The 24,045-nt window shown below is 61.6% G+C and carries 19 protein-coding genes; 13 read left to right on the forward strand and 6 right to left on the reverse strand.

Annotated features, from left to right (window positions below):
• From NH234_RS16390 to NH234_RS16430, 9 genes are all read left to right on the forward strand, one after another.
• Positions 1 to 321: a DUF2934 domain-containing protein gene (locus NH234_RS16390; protein WP_085731129.1), complete on the forward strand. Its 321-nt coding sequence runs from the start codon at positions 1 to 3 to the stop codon at positions 319 to 321.
• Between the two features lie 103 nt (positions 322 to 424).
• Positions 425 to 2,584, forward strand: a complete 2,160-nt coding sequence (glgX, locus tag NH234_RS16395; protein ID WP_367253394.1) for a glycogen debranching protein GlgX — start codon at positions 425 to 427, stop codon at positions 2,582 to 2,584.
• A 1-nt stretch (position 2,585) separates the two neighbouring features.
• Complete coding sequence (locus NH234_RS16400) at positions 2,586 to 3,584, forward strand: acyl-CoA dehydrogenase (protein WP_367253395.1); 999 nt, start codon at positions 2,586 to 2,588, stop codon at positions 3,582 to 3,584.
• Positions 3,581 to 4,339: a PIG-L deacetylase family protein gene (locus tag NH234_RS16405; protein ID WP_085731132.1), complete on the forward strand. Its 759-nt coding sequence runs from the start codon at positions 3,581 to 3,583 to the stop codon at positions 4,337 to 4,339. The genes NH234_RS16400 and NH234_RS16405 overlap by 4 nt, the downstream gene beginning before the upstream one ends.
• Complete coding sequence (locus NH234_RS16410; RefSeq protein ID WP_367253396.1) at positions 4,336 to 4,935, forward strand: class I SAM-dependent methyltransferase; 600 nt, start codon at positions 4,336 to 4,338, stop codon at positions 4,933 to 4,935. The genes NH234_RS16405 and NH234_RS16410 overlap by 4 nt, the downstream gene beginning before the upstream one ends.
• Complete coding sequence (locus NH234_RS16415; protein ID WP_085731134.1) at positions 4,932 to 5,591, forward strand: glycosyltransferase; 660 nt, start codon at positions 4,932 to 4,934, stop codon at positions 5,589 to 5,591. Before NH234_RS16410 ends, NH234_RS16415 begins: the two co-directional genes overlap by 4 nt.
• Before the next feature lie 174 nt (positions 5,592 to 5,765).
• Positions 5,766 to 6,527, forward strand: a complete 762-nt coding sequence (locus tag NH234_RS16420; RefSeq protein ID WP_085731135.1) for a PIG-L deacetylase family protein — start codon at positions 5,766 to 5,768, stop codon at positions 6,525 to 6,527.
• Between the two features lie 88 nt (positions 6,528 to 6,615).
• Positions 6,616 to 7,413, forward strand: coding sequence for an endonuclease/exonuclease/phosphatase family protein (locus tag NH234_RS16425; protein ID WP_367253397.1), 798 nt, complete (start codon positions 6,616 to 6,618; stop codon positions 7,411 to 7,413).
• Between the two features lie 431 nt (positions 7,414 to 7,844).
• Positions 7,845 to 8,915: an autotransporter outer membrane beta-barrel domain-containing protein gene (locus NH234_RS16430; protein ID WP_367253398.1), complete on the forward strand. Its 1,071-nt coding sequence runs from the start codon at positions 7,845 to 7,847 to the stop codon at positions 8,913 to 8,915.
• 52 nt (positions 8,916 to 8,967) lie between these two features.
• Here NH234_RS16430 and glgB read toward each other — a convergent pair whose 3' ends face one another.
• The 3 genes from glgB to NH234_RS16445 are packed head-to-tail and all read right to left on the reverse strand — an operon-like array spanning position 8,968 to position 16,580.
• Complete coding sequence (glgB, locus tag NH234_RS16435; RefSeq protein WP_367253399.1) at positions 8,968 to 11,199, reverse strand: 1,4-alpha-glucan branching protein GlgB; 2,232 nt, start codon at positions 11,197 to 11,199, stop codon at positions 8,968 to 8,970.
• Positions 11,200 to 11,201: 2 nt separating this feature from the next.
• On the reverse strand, positions 11,202 to 14,543 hold the full coding sequence (treS, locus tag NH234_RS16440) for a maltose alpha-D-glucosyltransferase (RefSeq protein ID WP_367253400.1): 3,342 nt from the start codon (positions 14,541 to 14,543) through the stop codon (positions 11,202 to 11,204).
• A gap of 39 nt (positions 14,544 to 14,582) precedes the next feature.
• Positions 14,583 to 16,580, reverse strand: a complete 1,998-nt coding sequence (locus tag NH234_RS16445) for an alpha-1,4-glucan--maltose-1-phosphate maltosyltransferase (protein ID WP_367253401.1) — start codon at positions 16,578 to 16,580, stop codon at positions 14,583 to 14,585.
• Between the two features lie 218 nt (positions 16,581 to 16,798).
• On the opposite strand from NH234_RS16445, the gene NH234_RS16450 reads away from it, so the two are divergent.
• Positions 16,799 to 16,957, forward strand: coding sequence for a hypothetical protein (locus tag NH234_RS16450; RefSeq protein WP_167443771.1), 159 nt, complete (start codon positions 16,799 to 16,801; stop codon positions 16,955 to 16,957).
• Here the strand turns inward: NH234_RS16450 and NH234_RS16455 are convergent, their stop codons facing one another.
• Positions 16,958 to 17,458, reverse strand: a complete 501-nt coding sequence (locus NH234_RS16455) for an MgtC/SapB family protein (protein WP_085731141.1) — start codon at positions 17,456 to 17,458, stop codon at positions 16,958 to 16,960.
• A 122-nt stretch (positions 17,459 to 17,580) separates the two neighbouring features.
• Here NH234_RS16455 and NH234_RS16460 point away from each other — a divergent pair, with 122 nt between their 5' ends.
• The 3 genes from NH234_RS16460 (at position 17,581) to mapR (ending at position 20,935) form a co-directional block, all read left to right on the forward strand.
• Entirely contained in the window at positions 17,581 to 17,814 is a 234-nt protein-coding gene (locus NH234_RS16460; protein WP_085731142.1) for a DUF3203 family protein, read from the forward strand.
• Between the two features lie 195 nt (positions 17,815 to 18,009).
• Positions 18,010 to 19,440, forward strand: coding sequence for a cytochrome c oxidase accessory protein CcoG (gene ccoG, locus NH234_RS16465; protein WP_085731143.1), 1,431 nt, complete (start codon positions 18,010 to 18,012; stop codon positions 19,438 to 19,440).
• An 85-nt stretch (positions 19,441 to 19,525) separates the two neighbouring features.
• A complete protein-coding gene (gene mapR, locus NH234_RS16470) occupies positions 19,526 to 20,935 on the forward strand; it encodes a GntR family transcriptional regulator MpaR (protein ID WP_085731144.1) in 1,410 nt (469 codons plus the stop codon).
• A gap of 55 nt (positions 20,936 to 20,990) precedes the next feature.
• Here the strand turns inward: mapR and NH234_RS16475 are convergent, their stop codons facing one another.
• Both NH234_RS16475 and NH234_RS16480 read right to left on the reverse strand, forming a co-directional pair.
• A complete protein-coding gene (locus NH234_RS16475) occupies positions 20,991 to 21,737 on the reverse strand; it encodes an SDR family oxidoreductase (RefSeq protein WP_085708225.1) in 747 nt (248 codons plus the stop codon).
• A gap of 84 nt (positions 21,738 to 21,821) precedes the next feature.
• Positions 21,822 to 23,903, reverse strand: coding sequence for a putative bifunctional diguanylate cyclase/phosphodiesterase (locus NH234_RS16480; protein ID WP_367253402.1), 2,082 nt, complete (start codon positions 23,901 to 23,903; stop codon positions 21,822 to 21,824).
• Positions 23,904 to 24,045: the final 142 nt, after the last annotated feature.

A 24,045-nucleotide genomic window follows, 5' to 3' on the forward strand; every position in this document is an offset into this window, starting at 1 on the left:
ATGAGTACCGACGATAAACGCATCCGCGAATTCGCCTATCAGATCTGGGAATCGGAAGGTAAGCCAGAAGGTCATGAAGCCCGCCACTGGGAGATGGCGCGCAAACTGGCCGAGGCCGAGGCTCTGGCACCGAAGAAATCGCCGAAGTCTGGCGCTGGTAAAACGGCGACCACCAAGGCTTCTGACACCAAGACGTCTGCGGCCAAGCCCAAAACCACGACCACCAAAGCCAAACCGGCGAGCGCCGCGAAAGTGATTCCACCGGGCGAAAAAACCGCCGAGAAAAAGCCCCGCGCACCCCGCAAGCCCCCGGCAGCCTGAAGCTTCTCGAACCGTTGAACCGAATGGCCGTGTGGCGGGTTCGCTCGCCACCGAGGGTTCACTCGTCCTTTAAAAATGCCCACCCCGATTTGCAGGAGCAATCATGACCCGTCCAAAGAAAGCCGAGCCCGCCGCACACGTCGAGCCTTCGCGAATCCGTGAAGGTCTGCCCTTCCCGCTCGGCGCGACCTGGGATGGCCTGGGGGTGAACTTTGCGCTGTTTTCCGCCAACGCTACCCGTGTCGAACTATGTATTTTCGACGATGCCGGCGAAGTCGAACTCGAACGCATCGAATTGCCGGAATATACCGACGAAATCTTCCACGGCTATCTGCCCGACGCGCACCCGGGCCTGATTTACGGCTACCGGGTCTACGGCCCCTACGATCCGGCCAACGGGCACCGCTTCAACCACAACAAATTGCTGATCGACCCCTACGCCAAGCAACTGGTCGGCCAATTGAAGTGGTCTGAAGCACTGTTCGGCTACACCATCGGCCACCCGGATGCCGACCTCAGTTTCGACGAGCGCGACAGTGCGCCCTTCGTGCCCAAATGCAAAGTCATCGACCCGGCGCACACCTGGGGCAACGACCACCGCGTCAGCGTGCCGTGGGACAAGACCATCATTTACGAAACCCATGTGCGCGGCATCAGCATGCGCCACCCCGCCGTGCCGGATAACGTGCGCGGTACGTTTGCCGGGCTGATGGTCGACGATGTGCTGGAGCACATCCGCAAACTCGGTGTGTCGACCGTGGAGTTGCTACCGATCCACGCCTTCGTCAACGACCAGCACCTGCTGCACAAAGGCATGACCAATTACTGGGGCTACAACAGCATCGCGTTCTTCGCCCCGGACCCGCGTTACCTGGCCAGCGGCAAGATTGCCGAATTCAAGGAAATGGTCGCACACCTGCACGACGCCAATCTCGAAGTGATTCTCGACGTGGTCTACAACCACACCGCCGAGGGCAACGAGCAAGGCCCGACCCTGTCGATGCGCGGGATCGACAACGCCTCCTACTACCGCTTGATGCCGGATGACAAGCGTTTCTACATCAACGATTCCGGCACCGGCAACACTCTCGACCTGAGCCACCCGTGCGTGCTGCAGATGGTCACCGATTCGTTGCGCTACTGGGCCAGCGAAATGCACGTCGATGGTTTCCGCTTCGATCTGGCGACCATCCTCGGGCGCTATCACGACGGTTTCGACGAACGCCACAGCTTCCTCGTTGCCTGCCGTCAGGACCCGGTGCTGCGTCAGGTAAAACTGATCGCCGAACCCTGGGACTGCGGCCCCGGCGGCTATCAGGTCGGCAACTTCCCGCCGGGCTGGGTCGAATGGAACGACAAGTTCCGCGACACCGTGCGCGCGTTCTGGAAAGGCGATGACGGCCAGCTCGCCGACTTCGCCAGCCGCATGACCGCTTCCGGCGAGATGTTCAACCAGCGTGGCCGTCGTCCTTATTCGTCGGTGAATTTCGTCACCGCTCACGACGGTTTTACCCTCAACGATCTGGTGTCCTACAACGACAAGCACAACGAGGCCAACGACGAAAACAATCAGGACGGCAGCAACAACAACCTGTCGTGGAACCACGGCGTCGAAGGCCCCACCGACGACCCGGAAATCAATACGCTGCGTCACCGGCAGATGCGCAATTTCTTCGCCACCCTGTTGCTGGCCCAAGGCACGCCGATGATCGTTGCCGGCGACGAATTCGCCCGCACTCAGGACGGCAACAACAACGCCTATTGCCAGGACAGCGAGATCGGCTGGGTCAACTGGGACCTGAGCGAGGACGGCAAGGCGCTGCTGAAATTCGTCAAACGCCTGATAAAGCTACGCCTGGCGTACCCGATCCTGCGCCGCGGACGCTTTCTGGTCGGCGAATACAACGAAGACATCGGGGTCAAGGACGTAACCTGGCTGGCACCGGACGCCACGGAAATGACCACCGAACACTGGCACGATGCGCACAATCGCTGCCTGGGCATGTTGCTCGATGGTCGTGCCCAGGAAACCGGCATCCGCCGCAAGGGCGCCGACGCGACGTTGCTGCTGGTAGTCAACGCCCACCACGACATCGTCAACTTCACCTTGCCGGAAGTGCCTGAAGGCAGTTTCTGGACCTGCATGGTCGACACCAATCAACCGTCGATCCGAGGTCAGGAACGCTTCGATTTCGGCCATCAATACTCGGTCACCGGGCGCTCGCTGCTGCTGTTCGAGCTGCAACGCGACGAGGAGGACTGAGATGGATCTTTCGGACTATTTCTCGCGTCACACGCCGGACTACCGGGATAGCGCAGCGCTGGGGCGGTGCCTGCGGGAAATGGTCGAGGCCGGACTGGACCGACTGCCGTTGCCCGGCAGCGGTCGCACGCTGGTGCGCTGGCAACGACTGTCCGAAGTCGGCGGGCATGATCTGGGTTTGTGCAAACTCTACGAAGGTCATACCGATGCCTTGGCGATCATCGAACAGCTCGGCGGCACACCGACACCCGGCAGTACGTGGGGCATGTGGGCGGCCGAGCCACCGCAGGCGCGGGTCAGGGTCAGCCGTTCGGGGCAACTGGTGCGACTGAACGGGCGCAAGGCCTGGTGCTCCGGGGCGGCGGTACTCAGTCATGCCCTCCTTACGGCGTGGGATGAGAACGATCGTCAGCAACTGGTGGCCGTGGCCCTAGATCAACCGGGTGTGACCGTGACCGATCAAGGCTGGCAAGCGGTCGGCATGGCGGCCACCGGCAGCGTCGAGGTGCTGTTCGACGAGGTCGAGGCTCAGGCGATTGGCGCCCCCGGCGACTACCTGCAACGTCCGGGTTTCTGGCACGGCGGGATCGGGATCGCCGCGTGCTGGTACGGCGCCGCGAGGGAGATCGGCGAACGCTTGCGCCAGCAGTGTGCACGACATGAAGAACCTCACGCGCTGGCCAGTCTTGGCGCCGTCGACAGTGCCTTGCACGCCGCGTCTCAAGTGCTGCGTGTCAGTGCTCTGGACATCGACAGCGATCCCCACGCCTGCGCAGAACTGCTGGCCCGCCGCGTTCGCGCCGTGGTCGAAGCTACCGCCGAGCAGGTCATCCGCGAGACCGGACGGGCACTCGGGGCCGGGCCGTTCTGCAAGGATCCGCACTTTGCCCGCCTGGCGGCCGACCTGCCGGTTTACCTGCGCCAGAGCCACGCCGAACGAGATCTGGCGGCACTTGGCCAATTGACTGCGCAACAACCACGCGGGTGCTGGGCGTTATGAAACGCAACCCGATCGTCGGCGAGGGAACCTCCCTGCATGAATGGCAGGGCTCACGTCATCTGGCGGCGTTGGACAGTATCGATATTCTCGACCTGGTGCCGCCGGGATCGAGGGCCGTTGTGATTGCTCCACACCCGGACGACGAGATCCTGGGATGCGGCGGACTTCTGCAGTTGCTCGCTGCGGCGGGGCGAACACTTCAACTGATTTCGGTCACGGATGGCAGCGCCAGTCATCCCGGCTCGGATCGCTGGCCGGTGGAGCGCCTGAGCGTGGTGCGCCCGCAGGAATCCGCAGAAGCCCTGCGCCGCCTCGGCCTGCCCATGCACCAGTTGCAATGGTTGCGTGGTGGCTTCCCCGACACGCAAGTCGCCGCGCGCGAGTCGATGCTGTGCGAATACCTGACTCACTACCTGCAACCCGACGACGTGATCTTCACCACCTGGCGCGAGGACGGCCACAGCGACCACGAAGCCGTCGGCCGCGCCAGCATCAAAGCGGCGCAACACGTGGGCGCGATTTGCCACGAGCTGCCGGTCTGGACCTGGCACTGGGCAACACCGGAAGACGCCATCGTGCCGTGGGAACGGGCGCGCAAAATCCTGCTCAGTCCGGCACAGGTCGCGCGCAAGCGTCACGCGGTGCACGCGTTTGCCAGCCAGCTGGAAGGCGATCCCGAAGCCGGCCTGCCACCAGTGCTCGCGCCCTATGTCATCGATCGACTGCTGCAACCGTTCGAGGTGGTCTTCCTGTGAGTGTCGAGGATCGCTACTTCGAAGGCCTGTTCGCGGGCAACAACGACCCCTGGGGATTCCGCCAGCGCTGGTACGAGCAGCGCAAACGCCTCGTGACCCTGGCGGCCCTGCCCCGCCCGCACTACCGGGCAATCTTTGAACCGGGGTGCGCCAACGGTGAACTGGGTGCGGTGCTGGCCGAACGCTGCGATCGGCTGTTGTGCTGCGACACGAGTGCTGCCGCAGTCAATCTGGCGCGTACCCGGCTGAGCTTGTTCGACCACGCCGAGGTGCGTCACGGTCGTCTGCCTGACGACTGGCCCGAGGAAAAATTTGACCTGATCGTCTTCAGCGAAATCGGCTACTACCTGGACCGGCAGGATCTGACAGAGGTCATCCGTCACATCAGCGATTCGTTGACGGCGGACGGACAATTACTGGCCTGTCACTGGCGCCCCCCCATTGAAGGATGCCCGCTCAATGCCCGACAGGTTCACGACCTGATTCACGAACAGTTGCACCTGCCGCGACTGGTCCTGCATCAGGAAGCGGATTTCCTGATTGAAGTCTGGAGCCGAGAACCCCGTTCGGTGGCCGCGCTTGAGGGGTTGCGATGATTGGCATCCTGATTCCCGCCCACAACGAAGAAGACTGGCTCGATGACTGCCTGTGCGCCGCCCTGCGCGCGGGTGACCATCCTTTGCTGGCGGGTGAACCGGTGGAAATCCTGGTGGTGCTCGATAGTTGCACCGATCGTTCGGCGCACATCGTCAGTCAGTACCCGGTGCTAGCGCTGAGCATCGACGCACGCAACGTCGGGCAGGCTCGCGCCATAGGCGCCCAACAACTGCTTGAACGCGGTGCGCGCTGGATTGCCTGTTCGGACGCCGACAGCCGTGTCGCCGAAGACTGGTTGGTGGCACAACTGGGGCTGGGCATGGATGCCGTGTGTGGCACGGTGACGGTCGAGCATTGGCATGAGTCGTTCGATGAAGCGGCGCAGATTCGCTATCACGGTGATTACCAGGCTTGCGAAGGTCATCGGCACATCCATGGCGCCAATCTGGGTGTCAGCGCGCAAGCCTACGTCCGCGCCGGCGGATTCGAACCGTTGCCCTGTGATGAGGATGTGCAACTGGTCCGACAACTGGAGCGTAGCGGGGCCAGCATCGCCTGGAGCCACCGCCCGCAGGTCGTTACCAGCACCCGTCTGGACAGTCGGGCACGCGGTGGTTTTGGCGACTATCTGCGACACTTGGCACAGACTGAATAAAAAAAACCGGAGCAGATTGATCTGCGACGCGACGAACCGTGCGTCTTGAGCAATACTCAGCATCGCGGCAATCCAGGGTTCGGAGCGCTGCAGAGTTATCAACCAGCCTTCACGGGTCAGACACGCGTTGCCGTGGGTGACTGAAGGCCAGACTCAACAAGGACGTCCTGCCCCATGAAACCGTTATCTCTCAGCGACAGCGGCCTGCCGGCGCAAATCTGGAACAGCGCCGCGCAACTCGACAACATCCCTGTCATCAACACCCATAGCCTCGTACCACCCGGCGCTCGCGCGGTGGTCATTGCGCCACATCCTGGTGACGAAGTGGTGACCTGCGGCGGCCTGCTGCAACTGTTGTCCTCTCTGGGCCATCCGCTGCAATTGCTCTCGATCACTGACGGCAGCGCCAGCCATCCCGGCTCGCGCCAGTGGTCGGAAAAGCGCCTGAGCGTGTTCCGCCCCCAGGAAAGCGTCGAAGCCCTGCGTCGCCTGGGGCTGCCGATGCACAGCCTGAAATGGGTGCGCGGCGGTTTCACCGACAATGCCCTGTTTGAACAGGAAACCCAACTGACCGAATTCATCTCGCGTTACCTGCGACCCGGCGACGTGGTGTTCAGTACCTGGTGCGAGGACGGTACCGCCGATCATGAAGTGGTCGGTCGGGCCAGCGCAAAAGCCGCACGACTGGCCGGTGCCAGCTACCACGATGTGCCGGTCTGGGCCTGGCACTGGCCAGAACGCGATCAGGCACAGATCCCCTGGCACCGCGCGCGCAAGCTGCGCCTCGATACCTGGACCGTCGCGCGCAAGAGCCACGCCACCCACGCCTATGCCAGCCAGTTGAACGGCGAACCGGCCATCGGTATTGCACCGTTGTTGCCCAAGGCTATTCTGGAGCGCATGCGCCTGCCTTATGAAATTGTCTTCGTGGATTGAAGGCCGGGGCGCGTGCAGTCACTCAATGTGAACTGCCCGCGCCCGGATCAGTCGCATGAAAAGACACTCATGATTCAGAGGAGCGACCGTGTCCAGCGACCCCAAGCGTCATGTCATCGACGCACAGCCCTCGAACCCGTCGACCATCCACCGACTGCGGGTATTGACGGTCAACACGCACAAGGGTTTTACCGCACTCAACCGGCGTTTCATTCTTCCGGAGCTGCGTGAGGCCGTGCGCAGCACCAGCGCCGATCTGGTGTTTCTTCAGGAAGTGGTGGGCGAACACGAACGGCATTCGAACCGCTACAACGAGTGGCCGCAAACCTCGCAATACGAATTTCTCGCCGACAGCATGTGGAGCGATTTCGCCTACGGGCGCAATGCCGTCTACCCCGACGGCCACCACGGCAACGCCCTGCTGTCCAAGTACCCGATCCGCGAATACCGCAACCTCGATGTCTCGATCACCGGACCGGAACGCCGTGGTCTGCTGCACTGCGTGCTGGATGTGCCGGGGCATGCTGAAGTTCATGCGATATGCGTGCACTTGAGCCTGCTCGAAAGCCATCGTCAATTGCAGCTGCAACTGCTCTGTCAGTTGCTCGAATCCTTGCACGAGGATGCGCCGGTGATCATCGCCGGCGACTTCAATGACTGGCAGATGCAGGGCAACCTCACCCTCTCCCGCCGCGACTACTTGCACGAAGCGTTCGAGCGTCATCACGGCCGGCCGGCCAAGACCTACCCGGCGCGCTTCCCGCTACTGCGACTGGACCGGGTCTACTTGCGCAACGCCAGCAGCCACGACCCGCAGATTCTGGGCAACAAGCCCTGGACGCATTTATCGGACCACCTGCCGCTGGCGGTCGAGGTGCATCTGTAGTTCGACCGCGCCACGAGTGTCTGCGCCAACATCGACTACAGTCGCAATATTGACAGTAATGACTAGCGTGGCCCGACAGGAAATCTGGGCGTTGGCATCAGTTGGAAAGCCGATAGCAGGCTAAGCAAATGCTCTGTTTCGCGGTTCCGGGTGTGTTTTACCTTGCAAACAACAACTTAGATATGTGCAGAAAAACAAACACTTGTGACCTATGATTTAGCCATACCGCTTATCGTCCAATTTCTTGACGCAGGAACATCGGTCTTCTTAGCTCTACCTTACTACCCCCGGAAACACTACTCGGGGCGGGCCTTCGGACACTCGTTAAAACGGGTGGCTGCGGGTTCGCCTCGCTCCATTCGGTCGCCCCTCGTTCGGGGTAGGAGAGACGCCAAGGCGAGATACCACATGCGCTAGCAAGGTAGATCTTCATGAAAACCTCACTCACCCCACACGAGATCAAAATCACCTTTTGCACTGTTTCAAGCTCTATCCTGCTGTGCTCATCCATGGAGGCGCAGGCGGGTCCTGTGGCGGATGAGACTACGCCCTGGTATCGCCAGGACGTGCCGATCCTGACCCTGCCCGCGACCGTCATCACTCCCGATCCGCAACACTTGAGCCCGCGCCCCGACCTGCGCGGCAACTACCTGATCACCGAAGACCTTGCCCCCTCGGTCTGGGATCAACTCTACGGACAGGCCTCTCGCCAGGCACAGACCGACATCCTCAACCCCGGGTCCGCGACGCCAGGTGGTGGAGAGTTCAAAGGGCCGCCGGTACTGACCCTGCAAGGCAGCAGCGGCCAGACCCAACGGATCGGCCTGATCGGCGGCCTGAATCAGATCCAGGGCAACGGCAGCCGCCTGATCGTCAACCGCGCCCTCGCCGATCCGACCACCGACACCCTCAACCTGCAAGGCCAGAGCCTCGGCGCCTATTACAGCCTGATCGGGTCCGAAGGCTGGCACGTCGACCTGTCGGCCAGCGGTGGCCGGGTCAGCGGCTTCAGCCGCAATGAACAGGGTGCGCGACTGGCTACTGAGGGCAGCGCGATGACGTTCTCGGTGGAGGGCGGCTTCCCGATCGGCCTGAGCGAAAACTGGGTAGTCGAGCCACAGGCGCAGTTGATCAATCAGCGAATCACCCTCGACACGCCTTACGCGGGCTCGGGCAACGCTTCATCGACTGATATTTCGTCCTGGAGCGGCCGGGTCGGCGCCCGCCTCAAAGGCAGTTACGATTTAAGCGGCCTGCCCGTGGAACCTTACGTGCGCACCAACCTCTGGCACACGGTTTACACCGGTAACGCGGTGACCCTCGATCAGGTGGACAAAATCAGCAGCAGCCGCAAGTCCTCGACGGTGGAACTCGGTCTGGGTCTGGTGGCGAAGGTCACGCCGTCAGTAAGTCTGTACGTCAGCGCCGACTACAGCAGTGATGTGGATGACAACGATCTGAACGGGTTGATCGGCAGTCTGGGGGTGCGGATGCGCTGGTAAGGACGCCCCGCTTCCCTGCGGGAGCAAGCCATTTGCTCCCGCAGGTTTATCATCAACCCTCGGGCTTGAGAATCAACACCGCCAGCGGCGGCAGGTTCAGCTCCAGCGACAACGCCTGACCATGGCTCGGTACATCTTCGGTGAACGCCCCACCACCGTTGCCATAGTTGGAGCCGGCATACGTATCGGCGTCACTGTTGAGCAGCTCCTTCCAGCGCCCGGCAAACGGCACGCCCACCCGGTACGACTGACGCGGCACTGGCGTGAAGTTGGCCACCACCAGCACCGGCGTCCCCTCCTTGCTCCAGCGCAGCCAGGCGTAGACACTGTTGATCGCATCGTCACCGATCAGCCACTGAAACCCTTGCGGCGCATCGTCCTGCTCGTGCAGGGCCGGCTCTTCGCGGTACAACCGGTTCAGATCGCCAACCAGTTTCTGCACGCCTTTGTGCTCGGAGTACTGGAGCAGATACCAGTCAAGTTGCTGATCGTGATTCCACTCGCGCCACTGGCCGAACTCGCAGCCCATGAACAGCAGCTTCTTGCCCGGATGGGTCCACATGAAGCTCAGATAGGCGCGCAGGTTGGCGAATTTCTGCCAGCGGTCGCCGGGCATCTTGTCGATTAGCGAGTGCTTGCCGTGCACCACTTCGTCGTGGGAAATCGGCAGGATGAAACGCTCGGACCAGGCGTACACCAGACCAAAACTCAACTCGTTGTGATGATGGGCGCGGTACACCGGGTCCTGCTGAATGTAGTGCAGCGAATCGTGCATCCAGCCCATGTTCCATTTGTAGGCGAAACCGAGCCCGCCCTGCTGGGTGCTCTGGCTGACACCCGGCCACGCCGTGGACTCCTCGGCGATCACCAGCGCGCCCGGAGCTTCCAGCGCTACTACGTCGTTCAAGTGGCGAAGGAAATCGATGGCTTCCAGATTCTCGCGACCGCCATGCCGATTGGGCACCCACTCCCCGGCCTTGCGCGAATAGTCGCGATACAGCATCGACGCCACCGCATCGACCCGCAGCCCGTCGACGTGGAAATGCTTCAGCCAGTGCAACGCCGACGCCAGCATGTAGCCGTGCACTTCGGTGCGGCCCAGGTTGTAGATCAGCGTGTCCCAGTCCTGATGGAAACCTTCCAGCGGATTGCCATATTCGTACAGTGCAGTGCCGTCGAATTGCGCCAGGCCATGGGTATCGGTCGGAAAATGCGCCGGCACCCAGTCGAGAATCACCCCGATACCGGCCTGATGGCAGGCGTTGACGAACGCAGCGAATTCATCCGGCGTGCCGTAACGCGCACTCGGCGCGAATTGCGACAGCAGCTGATAACCCCAGGAACCGCCGAACGGGTGCTCCATGATCGGCATCAGTTCGATGTGGGTGAAGCCCAGCTCCTTCACGTAGGGAATCAGCCGCGCGGCCAGCTCCGGCCAGGTGTACTGACGCGCCACTTCGCCGAGATCGTCGAGTTCACATTGCCAGGATCCGGCATGCAGTTCGTAGATCGACAGCGGCGCATTGTGTTGCTGGCGCTCGCGGCGGCCGGTCATCCAGTCCTGATCCTGCCAGTCGATCTGCAGCGGCGAGGCGACTTTCGACGCAGTGTCCGGCGGCAGACTGGTGGCCAGCGCCATCGGGTCGGCCTTCAGCGGCAGGATGCCGTGGGACCCGAGGATTTCGTACTTGTACAGCTCCCCCGCTTGCAGGCGCGGAATGAACAACTCCCACACGCCGGACGGATGCCGCAAGCGCATCGGGTGCCGGCGTCCGTCCCAGACGTTGAAGTCGCCGACCACCGATACCCGTCGGGCATTCGGTGCCCACACGGCAAAGCGCACACCGTCGACGCCATCGACGGTTTTCAGCTGCGCGCCGAGACAACTGCTGAGGTCGCGGTGATTGCCTTCGGCAAAAAGGTACAGGTCCATTTCACCGAGCAACTGACCAAAGCTGTAGGGATCTTCCGCAACCTGTTCGCCACCCGCCCAACGGGTACGCAACAGGTAGGGCCGCGTGTCCTCGAAATGGCCGACGAACAGCCCCGGTGTTTCGGTAGCCTCCAGCGGACCACGCTCTTCGCCACTGTGTTTATCCAGTACCGAAACGCTTAACGCGCCGGGCAGATACGCCCGGATGAACTGCCCGCCGGCACCATCGCCGTGGGGCCCGAGAATGGAAAACGGGTCCTGATGTTCTGCGCGCACCAGGGCATCGATGTCCCTCGCCCCGGGCAGCAAACGCTCTTTAACTTGACCCTGTTCCTTGTTCGAGAAACTCATGACTACTCTCCACCAAGATCGGAAAAGGGTTCCAGCCCCGTCAGCAACCCATACAGACCGTGCAACGGCACGGGCAGCCAGGTGGGGCGATTTTCGGCTTCATAGGCCACTTCGTAGGCCGCTTTCTCCAGACCGAATAACGCCAGTGCGGCGTCGGCACCTTCAGGATCCTGCCAGGCATGATCAAGACTAGCTGCCGCCCGGCGATATGCCTCGACAAATGCTTCGCGGGCCTCACGCAAATAGCGTTCGGCGACCCGGCGACGCGCCGCCTCGGCCTCGGGACTGTTGTCGACGTTGTGTACGTTGATGGTCATCGCGGCGGCGTAATCGAAGGAACGCAGCACCCCGCTGACATCCTTGTACGGACTGTGCTTGCCCCGGCGCTCGGCCAGTGGCCGCGCCGGTTCGCCTTCAAAATCGATCAGGTACGCATCGCCCTTGATCACCAGTACTTGCCCCAGATGCAGATCGCCATGAACGCGGATGCGCAAGCCGCCGGCGGATTTCTTCGCCAGCTCCTGCACATGGGCGAGGATGGTTTTCTTGTGGTCGAGCAGACGAGCGACAAGCCTCTGATCCGCTGCATCGAGTTCGCCCTGATGCTGCTTGAGCAACTTCAGCGCGTGCTCGACCTGAGCGCCGACATCCTTGCCGGTCGCCTGCGCATCCTTGGTCGAGCTGATCTGCGGTGCGAAGTCCTTGTTGTCGCTCGGCGCTGCCAGCACCTGATGCATTTCCCCCAGACGCTGCCCCAGCATACCGGCGAAATCCTTCAGCTCGCCAAGGGCGTTGTAGTGTTGCGACTGTTCGGACACGGCGTCCGCCAGCTCATCGCGCAACGCCCGTTCGAGGTTGTTCTGCGTCCATTCCCAGGCATCGCCCTGATTGCTCAGATAGCCTTGGGCGATCATCAGCAGGTTGTCTTCGCCCCTCCCGTCGCGACGAATCACCGAGCCGAGCAGTGGGGAAATATTGGCAAATCCGGCCGCTGTCAGGTAAGCGCTCATCTCCAGTTCCGGGTGTACGCCAGACGCGACTTTGCGGATCAACTTGAGCACCAGGCTGTTGCCGATCACCACCGAACTGTTGGATTGCTCGGCAGACAGATAACGCACTTCGGATTCCGCGCCGAGACCAAGTTTGTCGAGATGCGGCGTGGCTTCGAAACGGATTTCGCCATCGCTGGATTCCAGCACCGTGCCGCTCTGCATGCCTTGCAGAACAGCGCGTATAAACGCTTCAAGGCTGAAGGCGTCAGTGATCAACCCGACCTGACGCACCCGGCGCACTCGCGCCAAAGCCAGTTGCTGCGGCAACGCCGGCCCTACCTGATCTTCCGAAATGAAACCAAAGGGCAGCTGATAACGGCTGGTCTGCCCGTCACTGTGTACTTCGATTTCGCTGAGCAACACCGGATGCTGCGCGTCGCCGAAGCGCACGCCGTAGGCGAGTTTCACCTGGTCGATGGCGGCGTCCTTGCCGGCGAACCAGCGGCGGTTTTGCAGCCAGTTCGGCAGGATGCCCTGTTCGAGGGTGGCGCGGGACGGCGCCTCCAGCAGTTCCTCCATGCGTTTTTTCAGCACCAGCGTGGTGAAATCCGGCAGGCTCTGCGCAGGTTCAACGTGCCAGCTCGGCATCTGGTTTTCCGCCGCCAGGCCAAACCAGTAGAAGCCGTAAGGCGCCAGGGTCAGCAGAAAGTTGAGCTGGCCGATGGGCGGAAATGCGTTACCACCAAGCATTTCCACCGGCACCATGCCGACGTAGGCAGACAAGTCCAGTTCCACCGCTTGCGCGCTGCGCGACACGTTGGCCACGCACAGGATGATTTCATGCTTGCCGTCGGGCCCGGTGTATTCGCGGGTATAGGCCAGCACGCGTCGGTTGGCCGGCGAGAGCATTTTCAAGGTGCCGCGACCGAACGCCTTGGATTGCTTGCGTACAGTCAGCAGGCGACGGGTCCAGTTCAGCAGCGAATGCGGGTCGCCGGCCTGGGTTTCGACGTTGACCGACTGAAAGCCGTACTGCGGGTCCATGATCGGCGGCAGCACCAGACTGGCCGGGTCGGCCCGGGAGAAGCCGCCGTTGCGGTCGATCGACCATTGCATCGGCGTGCGCACACCGTCACGGTCGCCCAGATAGATGTTGTCACCCATGCCGATTTCGTCGCCGTAATACAGGGTCGGCGTGCCGGGCATCGACAGCAGCAGACTGTTGAGCAGTTCGATGCGCCGACGGTCGCGCTCCATCAGCGGCGCCAGACGCCGGCGAATGCCGAGGTTGATCCGCGCACGGCGGTCGGCGGCGTAGTAGTTCCAGAGGTAGTCGCGTTCCTTGTCGGTGACCATCTCCAGCGTCAGTTCATCGTGGTTGCGCAGGAAGATCGCCCATTGGCAGTTGGCCGGGATCTCCGGAGTCTGGCGCAGGATGTCGGTGATCGGAAAGCGATCTTCCTGGGCCAGCGCCATGTACATGCGCGGCATCAGCGGGAAGTGAAACGCCATGTGGCATTCATCGCCATTCACGCCCTCGGCGTCGGTATCACCGAAGTACAGCTGGGTGTCTTCCGGCCATTGATTGGCCTCGGCCAGCAGCATGCGATCCGGATAATTGGCGTCGATTTCGGCGCGGATCTGCTTGAGGACGTCGTGGGTTTCCGGGAGGTTTTCATTGTTGGTGCCGTCACGTTCGATCAGGTACGGAATCGCGTCCAGTCGCAGGCCGTCAATGCCCATGTCCAGCCAGTAACGCATCACCGACAGCACGGCTTTCATGACTTGCGGGTTGTCGAAATTGAGGTCCGGCTGGTGCGAGTAGAAACGGTGCCAGAAGTACTGGCCGGCCACCGGGTCCCAGGTCCAGTTGGACTTTTCGGTGTCGAGAAAAATGATCCGCGTACCGTCGTATTTCTGGTCGTCATCCGACCACACATAAAAGTCGCGGGCCGCTGAACCGGGTTTGGCCTTGCGCGCGCGCTGGAACCACGGGTGCTGATCCGAGGTGTGGTTGATGACCAATTCGGTGATGACCCGCAAACCACGCTTGTGCGCCTCGGCGATGAAGCGCTTGGCGTCGGCCATTGTTCCGTAATCACTGTGTACACCGCGGTATTCAGCAATGTCGTAACCGTCATCGCGCCGTGGCGACGGGTAGAACGGCAGCAGCCAGATGGTGTTGACACCGAGTTCGGCGATGTAATCGAGTTTGGCGATCAGGCCGGGAAAATCGCCGATCCCGTCGTTGTTGGAGTCGAAAAATGATTTGACGTGAACCTGATAGATCACCGCGTCCTTGTACCAGAGCGGGTCCTTGATGAAGGTGGCTGACTTGGGTTTCTTCGCCATGTGAAACTCCTGTTCAATGCATGAATGCGTCGGCCCGGATCAGGCTGCGGTGATCCGCCAGATCCCGAACGGCTGATAAGCCGGGTCGATCCGCATGAACTGGTACTTGCCGTGCCAGTCCCAGCGATGGCCGTTCATCAGGTCTTCGCCGTGGGTGGTGGCATCGTCCGGCAGGCCCATTTCCCACAGTGGCAATTCGAAATTGGCCTCCTGCGGGTGATGCGGGTCGAGGCTGACGGCCACCAGAATGAAATTGCTGCCATCGGCGCTGCGCTTGCCGAAGTACAGAATGTTGTCGTTCCAGGCGTTGTAGATCTTCAGGCCCAGATGGCTGTGCAGCGCCGGGTTCTGCCGGCGGATGCGATTGAGTTGGGCGATCTCGGCAATGATATTGCCGGGCTGGTTGAAGTCGCGGACGCGGATCTCGTACTTCTCGGAGTCGAGGTATTCCTCCTTGCCCGGCACCGGCGCCGATTCGCACAGTTCGAACCCCGAATACATGCCCCACAGGCCCGAGCCCATGGTCGCCAGCGCCGCACGGATGAGAAATCCGGGCCGCCCCGACTCATGCAGGAACGCCGGATTGATGTCCGGGGTGTTGACGAAGAAATTCGGCCGGTAGCACTCACGCCACGGCGATTCGTTGAGTTCGCTGAAGTAACTCGCCAATTCAGCCTTGGTGTTGCGCCAGGTGAAATAGGTGTAGCTCTGGGTGTAACCGACCTTGCCCAGCCGCGCCATCATCGCCGGGGTGGTGAACGCCTCGGCGAGGAAGATCACCTCCGGGTGCAGCGTGCGCACATCGGCAATCAACCACTGCCAGAACGGCAGCGGCTTGGTGTGCGGGTTGTCGACGCGAAAGATCTTTACGCCCTCCTCGACCCAACCGACGACGATGTCACGCAGCTCGACCCACAAGCTCGGAATCGCTTCCGGCGCGTAGAAGTCGACGTTGACGATGTCCTGGTATTTCTTCGGCGGGTTTTCCGCGTATTTGATCGTGCCGTCCGGCCGCCAGTTGAACCAGCCGGGGTGCTGCTTGAGCCAAGGGTGATCCTGGGAACACTGAATCGCAAAATCGAGGGCGATTTCCAGACCATGATCAGCGGCAGCCGCCACCAGTCGACGAAAGTCTTCACGAGTGCCGAGTTGCGGGTGAATCGCTTCGTGCCCGCCCTCTTCGCTGCCGATCGCATAGGGGCTACCCGGATCGTCCGGCCCCGCAGTCAGGGAATTGTTGCGGCCCTTGCGATGGCTGCGGCCGATCGGGTGGATTGGCGTGAAATACAACACATCGAAACCCATGTCCTGGATCATCGGCAGGCGCGAGTGCACATCGTTGAAAGTGCCGTGACGGGCGGGATCGTCGGTGATCGAGCGGGGAAACAGCTCGTACCAACTGGCGAACTCAGCCAGTTCACGCTCGACGTCCAGCGGAAACTCGGCGCTGATGCTCAGATACGGGCGGTGATCAGCCTCGGTCATCATCTGTGCACTCTGCGGGTGCAGGAACAGCGCGACCTGCTCGGTTTCGAGCAGACCGGATAATTCGTGGTGCAACGCTGCAAGCCGCTCGCTGAGCGAGCCTTCGCTACGTTCGGCGGCCTGTTGCACCATCGTGCGGCCTTCTTGCAGTTCCAGGCTGACCGGGACGGCGGCGGTGTGTTTTTTCTCCAATTCGTACTGAAAGCTGGCGAACTGGTCGATCCAGGCTTCGATCAGGTACAGATAACGGCCCATGCGCTGGGGCCGGAACCGGCCTTCCCAGCCATTGTTGCCCTGATCGCTCATGACTTCGCTTTGCCAGATTTCCTCGCCTTCCTCGCGCCAGCGGATGCGCACCGCCAGTTTGTCGTGGCCGTCGGCGAAGATCTTGCTGGTGACCACGATTTCGCGCCCGACCACAGCCTTGACGGCAAACTGCCCGCCATCAAGCGATGGCCGGGTGTTTTCAATGACGATGCGTGGCAGCAGCAACGCCTGCGACAGCGGGATGTGCGGGTTGTAGCTCTGTTCGGAGGTTTTTTCAGCAGTCATTGAGCATCTCTCCTTAACGCCCCAAGGACGCTCGTTTGCCTGTTTGGCGATCACGGCCGGGCCTGCGCCTGACGATGAACTCTCTCAGGCTCCGAGCGACCCTCGCCGGCAAAAGTTCACAGGGATTTGCCCCGCCACAAAATCGGATCGATTTCGCGCAGAAGTGGTCAACCCACTTAAGCACTTCTCACGCCATGTGCCACACGGAGGTTCATCTGATGACGATTCCGATCCCCGCTGAAACGCCCGATCCGAACATCGACAAACCGGTGCTGCCCGAAACCGAGCCGCAACCGATCCCGGAACAGGAGCCACCGGGCACCACGCCGCCGCCCAAGGAAGAGCCACCGTCGACCATGCCGCCGGTGATTGTCTGATCAGGGCTCATGGTCTTTTTCGAAGACTTTGACGATCCGCGGCATGACATTGAAGATCCCGAGCGCCAACAACGTACTGAGCAACGCCGTCGCTTCGCGGCCCAATCCGGCCGCGACGCCGATGGCAGCGGTCATCCACAGACCGGCAGCGGTAGTCAGGCCCTTGACGTGACCTTCATCGCCTTCATGATTCTTCAGAATGGTGCCGGCCCCGAGGAAGCCGATACCGGCGATCACTCCTTGCACTACCCGGCTCATCGCGTCGGCCTGTGATCCGGACAATTGCGGCACCAGCACAAACAGCGCCGCACCGAGAGCCACCAGCATGTGCGTTCGGACCCCGGCAGCCTTACCCTTGTGCTCGCGCTCGAATCCCAGGATCCCGCCCAATACCGCCGCCATCAACAGGCGCACGGTGATCCGCGTCAGCTGCGATGCATCGCCGATGTCGGCAAATTCCGCTTGCAGGGTTTCCCACACTTCATGCCACCAGGCGTTCATCGCGCAGTCCTTGTGAAGGGATCATGGGCGGTGGACAGCGGCGACCATTAATCGGTTGCGTAGAACGATCACGCAGGTGGGCGCCCTAACCTTTCAATACCCTTGGAAAAAAGGACAGCCCCATGACCGTGCGCATCGAAAACCAGACCTGTTTTTTCGCCACCGAGAACGGTGAACAGATTCGCCTGTGCGGCGACCTGACGGTCATCACCGACAGCGAAAAATCGATGTCCGCCGTGGAAATCGAAGGCCGGCGCGTTTACATCACAGAAGCCGAAGCCGATGCGCTGACCGTCGCCGGTGCCAGGGACGGACGCAAACATCTCAAGGCCACCGACAGTGATTCGGTGATTTGAATGACCCTGGTCAACATCCCGCGCAGCCGTCCGGGATAGGCGTCTGCGCCCCGCTCCGCCCGCTGCTTCAAGTTTTCGCAGGGCCGGGCGCAAAACCCATCTGATACGCTTTTTATTGAAATACCTGAGTCTGTTATGCAAACAGATCGGCGCTCATAGTTCACTGGCCTGATGGAGGCTGATGAGCGAACGACCATGAGCGAACGAATCCCCGTCCGAACCGTAGAAGCATCTCCCCAGATAAAAAAAGTACCGGCGCGCCCAATGAAGGCGAAACACGCCACCAGCGACAACCAGATCTTCACCCGCAGCTTCACTGGCCTGTTCCGCACCTTGCGCATGAGTGGCGCGGGGTTTCTGTTCCTGCTGTTTTTCGGCACCGTGTGGCTGAACTGGGGCGGGCGTCAGGCGGTGCTTTGGGACCTTTCCGAAAGCAAATTCCACATCTTTGGCGCGACCTTCTGGCCCCAGGACTTCATTCTGCTGTCGGCGCTGCTGATCATCGCCGCGTTCGGCCTGTTCGCCATTACCGTGTTCGCTGGCCGGGTGTGGTGCGGCTACACCTGCCCGCAGAGCTCGTGGACGTGGATTTTCATGTGGTGCGAGAAGATCACCGAAGGTGAACGCAACCAGCGGATCAAACTGCAAGCGGCACCCTGGAGCCTGAACAAACTGGCACGGCGTGCGGCCAAGCACACGCTGTGGCTGGCGATCAGCGTGCTGACCGGCCTGACATTTGTCGGCTACTTCACCCCGATCCGCCCGTTGGCCGAAGAGCTGCTGACCTTGCAGATCGGCGGTGTCAGTCTGTTCTGGGTGCTGTTTTTCACCGGCGCCACCTACATCAACGCCGGCTGGTTGCGTGAAGCGGTGTGCATGCACATGTGCCCGTATGCGCGGTTCCAGAGCGTGATGTTCGACAAGGACACCCTGGCGATTTCCTACGACGCGGCCCGAGGCGAAAACCGTGGCCCGCGCAAACGCGAGGTGAAACCGGCCGAAGCCGGCCTCGGCGATTGCATCGACTGCCAGTTGTGCGTGCAGGTCTGCCCGACCGGCATCGACATCCGCGACGGCCTGCAAATGGAATGCATCGGCTGCGCGGCGTGCATCGACGCCTGCGACTCGATCATGGACAAGATGAATTACGCCCGCGGCCTGATCCGCTACACCTCCGAGCGCGAGTTGCAGGGTGGCAAGACGCATCTGCTGCGTCCGAGGCTGATTGGTTATGTCGCGGTACTGGTGGTGATGATCGGCGCCCTCGCCCTGGCCCTGGTCGAACGGCCGATGGTGTCGCTGGACGTGACCAAGGACCGTGGCCTGTTCCGTGAGAACGGACAGGGTCAGATCGAAAACATCTACACCCTCAAAGTCATCAACAAGACACAGCAGCGCCAGGACTACAACTTGAGCCTGGTGGATGGCGATGGCTTCCAGCTGCAAGGCAAGACCGAGCTGAGCCTTGCTGCAGGCGAGATCATCGATGTGCCGGTGTCGGTGGCGATGACCACGGATCGCCCGGCCAGCAGCTCGCAGACCTTGAGTTTCAAGATTGCCGACAGCGATGAGCCTGAGATTTATAGCGTGGCGAAGAGCCGGTTTGTTGCGCCGATGAATCGGTGAGGCTTTAAGATGCAACCCTTTGTGCCAATGGCGCTGCGCCCATTGGCACAACCGTTTTCCAAATCCCATCCATTGCAGGACACCGATGAAACGCTACGAAAAATTCGCCGACGACATCGCTGAACTGATCCGCTCCGGCGTCCTCGGCCCCGGCCAGCGGGTGCCGTCGGTGCGCTACGCGAGCCAGACCTATGGCGTCAGCCCGTCCACGGTATTCCAGGCCTATTACCTGCTGGAACGTCGCGGTCTGATCCGCGCCCGGCCGCGCTCCGGTTACTTCGTCAACACCCACGCCCCGAGCCCGTTCTCGGAGCCGGTGATCAGCAGCCAGGTCAACGAATCCACCAAGGTCGACGTCAGCGAACTGGTGTTCTCGGTGCTGGAATCGATCAAGGACCCGAGTACCGTGCCGTTCGGCTCGGCATTCCCCAGCCCGGAACTGTTCCCGCTGCAACGCCTGTCACGTTCGCTGGCCAGCGCAGCCCGGGAAATGGACCCGCGCATGGTGGTCACCGACATGTCGCCCGGCAACCCGCAACTGCGCCGACAGATCGCCCTGCGTTACATGGTCGGCGGGCTGATGCTGCCGATGGAAGAACTGCTGATCACCAACGGCGCCCTCGAAGCGCTGAACCTGTGCCTGCAAGCGGTGACCGAACCCGGTGATCTGGTGGCCATCGAGGCCCCGGCGTTCTACGCCAGCCTGCAAGTGCTGGAGCGGCTGAAGCTCAAAGCCGTGGAAATTCCCGTGCACCCGCGCGACGGCATCGACCTCGGCGTGCTCGCCCAGACCCTGGAGCGTCATCCGATCAAGGCCTGCTGGTGCATGACCAGTTTCCAGAACCCGATGGGCGCAACCATGCCCGAGGCCAAGAAACAGGAACTGGTGGAACTGCTGAAACGGCATCAGGTGCCGCTGATCGAAGACGACGTCTACGCCGAACTCTATTACGGCCAACAGGCGCCAAAACCGGCCAAGGCGTTCGACACCGAAGGTCTGGTGATGCATTGCGGCTCGTTCGCCAAGAGCCTGGCCCCCGGCTACCGCATCGGTTGGGTTGCCGCCGGACGCTATGCGCAGAAGATCGAACGCCTGAAACTGATGACCTCGCTGTGCGCCTCGATGCCGGCCCAGGCGGCGATCGCCGACTACCTGCAACACGGCGGCTACGACCGGCACCTGCGCAAACTGCGCTACGCCCTGGAAGAACAGCAAAGCGCGATGCTCGCGGCCATCGCCCGCTACTTCCCGGCGCAGACTCGCGTGAGCCAACCAGCGGGCGGCTACTTCCTGTGGCTGGAACTGCCACCGCAGATGGATTCGTTGAAGTTGTTTCAGATGGCGTTGGCGCAAGGCATCAGCATTGCGCCGGGGCCGATATTCTCGCCGACTCAAAGATTCAGCAATTGCATCCGGTTGAACTACGGCAGCCCGTGGACCGAGAGTTCGGAGAAGGCGATGGAGACGTTGGGGCGGATTGTGCGGTCGTTCTGATGTGAACGTTCCCACGCAGACGCGTTCGACGCCTCGACGTGGGAACGATCCTTGATTAACGCCCGCCGCCGAGATCGACGAAGGTCCCGGTGGCATACGAAGCCTTGTCCGACAACAACCACACAATCGCCTCCGCCACTTCATCCGGTCGCCCGCCTCGGGCCATCGGAATCGCCGACTCCAGCTTGCTGACTCGATCCGGATCGCCGCTCAGCGCGTGGAAATCGGTGTAGATGTAGCCCGGACGCACCGCGTTGACGCGAATCCCCTCGCCCGCCACTTCCTTGGACAGACCGATGGTGAACGTGTCGAGAGCACCCTTGGACGCCGCGTAGTCGACGTACTCGTTCGGCGAGCCCAGACGCGCGGCAACCGAAGACACGTTAACGATGCTGCCGCCCTGCCCGCCGTGTTTGGGCGACATGCGCAAAATCGCGTGTTTGGCGCAGAGGATCGGCGCCAGAACGTTGGTTTTCATGATTTTGAGGATGCGGAACTCGGACATTTCGTCGACCCGCGATTTGTGCCCGACGGTGCCGGCGTTGTTCACCAGTGCGGTGACCCGGCCCAGCTCTGTGTCGACCCGGTGAAACAGGCCGATCACTTCGTCTTCGATGCTGACGTCGGCACGTACGGCAATGGCGGTGGCGCCGCGCTCACGTACCTGGTCGAGTACGTGGTGGGCCGCCTGTTCGTCAGACTGATAATTGATGCAGATCCGATAGCCTTGCTCGGCAGCCAACAGCGCAGTGGCGGCCCCGATTCCGCGCCCGCCGCCGGTGATCACAATGACTTTGTCCATGCTGGCCTTCCCCCCAATGCACACGTAACAGTCGGGGCAAGAATAACCGTCATTGCGGGGTTTTGCATGGCCTGCGTCAGCCGTTCAGCTCGCCGCCAATTGTTTGCCGCGCTCGATATCCTGCAGGAAGCGATCGGCCGGCATCGGATGGCCAAGCAGATAGCCTTGCAGCGAATCACAGCCCAGTTGCGTCAGGAAGTCCTGCTGCACGCCGGTCTCCACACCTTCGGCCACGATGCGCAGGCCCAGCGCCTGACCGAGCGCGACAATCGCCGAGACGATGGCGGCATCATCGCTGTCATGCTCCAGGTCGCGGACGAAACCGCGATCGATCTTCAACTCGTTGGCCGGCAGGCGCTTGAGATACATCAGGCTCGAATACCCGGTGCCGAAATCATCGATAGACAGGTCGACGCCCATGTCGGACAGTTCCTGCAACACCGTCATGCTCGCGTCGGCATCGCTCATGGCGGTGGTTTCGGTGATTTCCAGGGTCAGACTGTTGGCCGGCAAGTGGTGAGTGGCCAGTGCCTTGGCGACACTTTGAACCAGCCCGATGTGGCAGAACTGCAACGCCGACAGGTTCACCGCGATCCGCCAGTCGGTGTAGCCCAGCACATACCACTCGCGCATCTGCCGGCAGGCTTCGTTCAGTACCCATTCGCCGATTGGAATGATCAGTCCAGTCTTCTCGGCCAGGTCGATGAACTTGTCCGGCATCAGCATGCCGTGAAGCGGATGCTCCCAGCGCAGCAGCGCCTCGGCACCCACCGGACGCCCGTCGGCCGCGTGGAATTTTGGTTGGTAATGCAGGCTGAGCTGGCTGTTCTCCAGCGCAGCACGCAGGTCCTGCAACAGTTGCAATTGCTTGCGGGCGTTGCTGTTCATCGAAACGTCGAAGAAGCTGTAGCCGTTCTTGCCGCCACCCTTGGCGTGGTACATCGCGGCGTCGGCGTTCATCAGCAGTTCCTGAGCGTTCTGACCGTTACCCGGATACAGCGCAATGCCGACGCTGGCGGAAATCTGCAGTTCATGCTCGGCCACGCGGAACGACTGCGCGATCAAGCCAACCTGACGCGCCGCCAGACCCAGCGCATCGTTGGGCTCGGTCAGGCGCACCAGCAGGACAAACTCATCGCCACCGATCCGCGCCAGCGTATCGAGACTGCGCAAATCTTCGCGCAGACGCACTCCCACTTCACGCAGCAACTGGTCGCCCATGTGGTGACCGAAAGCGTCGTTGACCGGTTTGAAGCCGTCCAGATCGATGAACATCAGCGCAAAACAGCCGCCCTGCTCGTTGACCTCTTTCATCGCTTGATTGATGCGGTCATCCAGCAACATCCGGTTCGGCAGGCCGGTCAGGGTGTCATGCAGGGCCAGCTGGGTGAGTTCGCGGTTGGCCACGGTCAACGAATAGGCCAGATCGGCAGTGCGCGCTTCGAGGCGGGCATCGAGTATCGAGGTCAGCAGTGCGATGCTCAGCACCGCGAGCGTGGTGATCAGCACCAGATTATCGAGGCCATTGCCGTTCAGACCGCTGAGCGCTGCGCCGCAGAAGCTGCCTTCGGGAAACCGCGCCGCCGCCATGCCGGTGTAGTGCATGCCGACAATCGCGACCCCCATGACGATGGCAGCGCCGGCACGGAACAGGCGCACATAAGGCGATTGCTGACGCAGGCGGAAGGCAATCCACAATGCCGCCGCCGAAGCGCCGACGGCGATCAGCAACGAAGCGCCGAACAGGGTCGGGTCGTAATCGATGCCCGGCTGCATGCGCATGGCGGCCATGCCGGTGTAGTGCATGGCACTGATGCCGGCGCCCATGATCAAGGCGCCGAAGGCCAGTTGCCAGGCCGGTAGTTTCAGCTGGCTGACCAGCCACAGCGCAAAACCACAGGACAGCACGGCGATCAGCAATGAAAGCGCCGTGATCGGAATGTCATAACCCAGGCTGATCGGCAGTTTGAAGGCCAGCATGCCAATGAAGTGCATCGACCAGACGCCGATGCCCATGGCGAACGCGCCGCCGGCCGTCCATAAATGCACGGCGCGGCCCTTGGCGGTGGCGATGCGACCCGTGAGGTCAAGCGCGGTATAGGACGCGAGGATCGCCACACACAGCGAAATGAAGACCAGCGTGAAGGAATAACTACCGATGAGCATGCGAATTCTCGTGACCATCCCACCGTACCGCTTCCGTTCTCGGCGGGGCCAAATGCGCCGATTGTACTGATTGCACAGAAGAACGCACTGACAAAGTAATCAAATGGCCATCAAGCCGATGAAACGCTTGTTTGATCGTTCG

Origin of the sequence: Pseudomonas sp. stari2, from assembly GCF_040760005.1 — a bacterium.
Taxonomy (GTDB): Bacteria; Pseudomonadota; Gammaproteobacteria; order Pseudomonadales; family Pseudomonadaceae; genus Aquipseudomonas.

What these genes read in the sequence shown, in the direction of transcription:
- NH234_RS16390 (WP_085731129.1), top strand. Translation starts at nt 1, where the DNA reads ATGAGTACCGACGATAAACGCATCCGCGAATTCGCCTATCAGATCTGG.
- glgX (WP_367253394.1), top strand. Translation starts at nt 425, where the DNA reads ATGACCCGTCCAAAGAAAGCCGAGCCCGCCGCACACGTCGAGCCTTCG.
- NH234_RS16400 (WP_367253395.1), top strand. Translation starts at nt 2,586, where the DNA reads ATGGATCTTTCGGACTATTTCTCGCGTCACACGCCGGACTACCGGGAT.
- NH234_RS16405 (WP_085731132.1), top strand. Translation starts at nt 3,581, where the DNA reads ATGAAACGCAACCCGATCGTCGGCGAGGGAACCTCCCTGCATGAATGG.
- NH234_RS16415 (WP_085731134.1), top strand. Translation starts at nt 4,932, where the DNA reads ATGATTGGCATCCTGATTCCCGCCCACAACGAAGAAGACTGGCTCGAT.
- NH234_RS16420 (WP_085731135.1), top strand. Translation starts at nt 5,766, where the DNA reads ATGAAACCGTTATCTCTCAGCGACAGCGGCCTGCCGGCGCAAATCTGG.
- NH234_RS16430 (WP_367253398.1), top strand. Translation starts at nt 7,845, where the DNA reads ATGAAAACCTCACTCACCCCACACGAGATCAAAATCACCTTTTGCACT.
- glgB (WP_367253399.1), bottom strand. Translation starts at nt 11,199, where the DNA reads ATGAGTTTCTCGAACAAGGAACAGGGTCAAGTTAAAGAGCGTTTGCTG.
- treS (WP_367253400.1), bottom strand. Translation starts at nt 14,543, where the DNA reads ATGGCGAAGAAACCCAAGTCAGCCACCTTCATCAAGGACCCGCTCTGG.
- NH234_RS16445 (WP_367253401.1), bottom strand. Translation starts at nt 16,580, where the DNA reads ATGACTGCTGAAAAAACCTCCGAACAGAGCTACAACCCGCACATCCCG.
- NH234_RS16450 (WP_167443771.1), top strand. Translation starts at nt 16,799, where the DNA reads ATGACGATTCCGATCCCCGCTGAAACGCCCGATCCGAACATCGACAAA.
- NH234_RS16455 (WP_085731141.1), bottom strand. Translation starts at nt 17,458, where the DNA reads ATGAACGCCTGGTGGCATGAAGTGTGGGAAACCCTGCAAGCGGAATTT.
- NH234_RS16460 (WP_085731142.1), top strand. Translation starts at nt 17,581, where the DNA reads ATGACCGTGCGCATCGAAAACCAGACCTGTTTTTTCGCCACCGAGAAC.
- ccoG (WP_085731143.1), top strand. Translation starts at nt 18,010, where the DNA reads ATGAGCGAACGAATCCCCGTCCGAACCGTAGAAGCATCTCCCCAGATA.
- mapR (WP_085731144.1), top strand. Translation starts at nt 19,526, where the DNA reads ATGAAACGCTACGAAAAATTCGCCGACGACATCGCTGAACTGATCCGC.
- NH234_RS16475 (WP_085708225.1), bottom strand. Translation starts at nt 21,737, where the DNA reads ATGGACAAAGTCATTGTGATCACCGGCGGCGGGCGCGGAATCGGGGCC.
- NH234_RS16480 (WP_367253402.1), bottom strand. Translation starts at nt 23,903, where the DNA reads ATGCTCATCGGTAGTTATTCCTTCACGCTGGTCTTCATTTCGCTGTGT.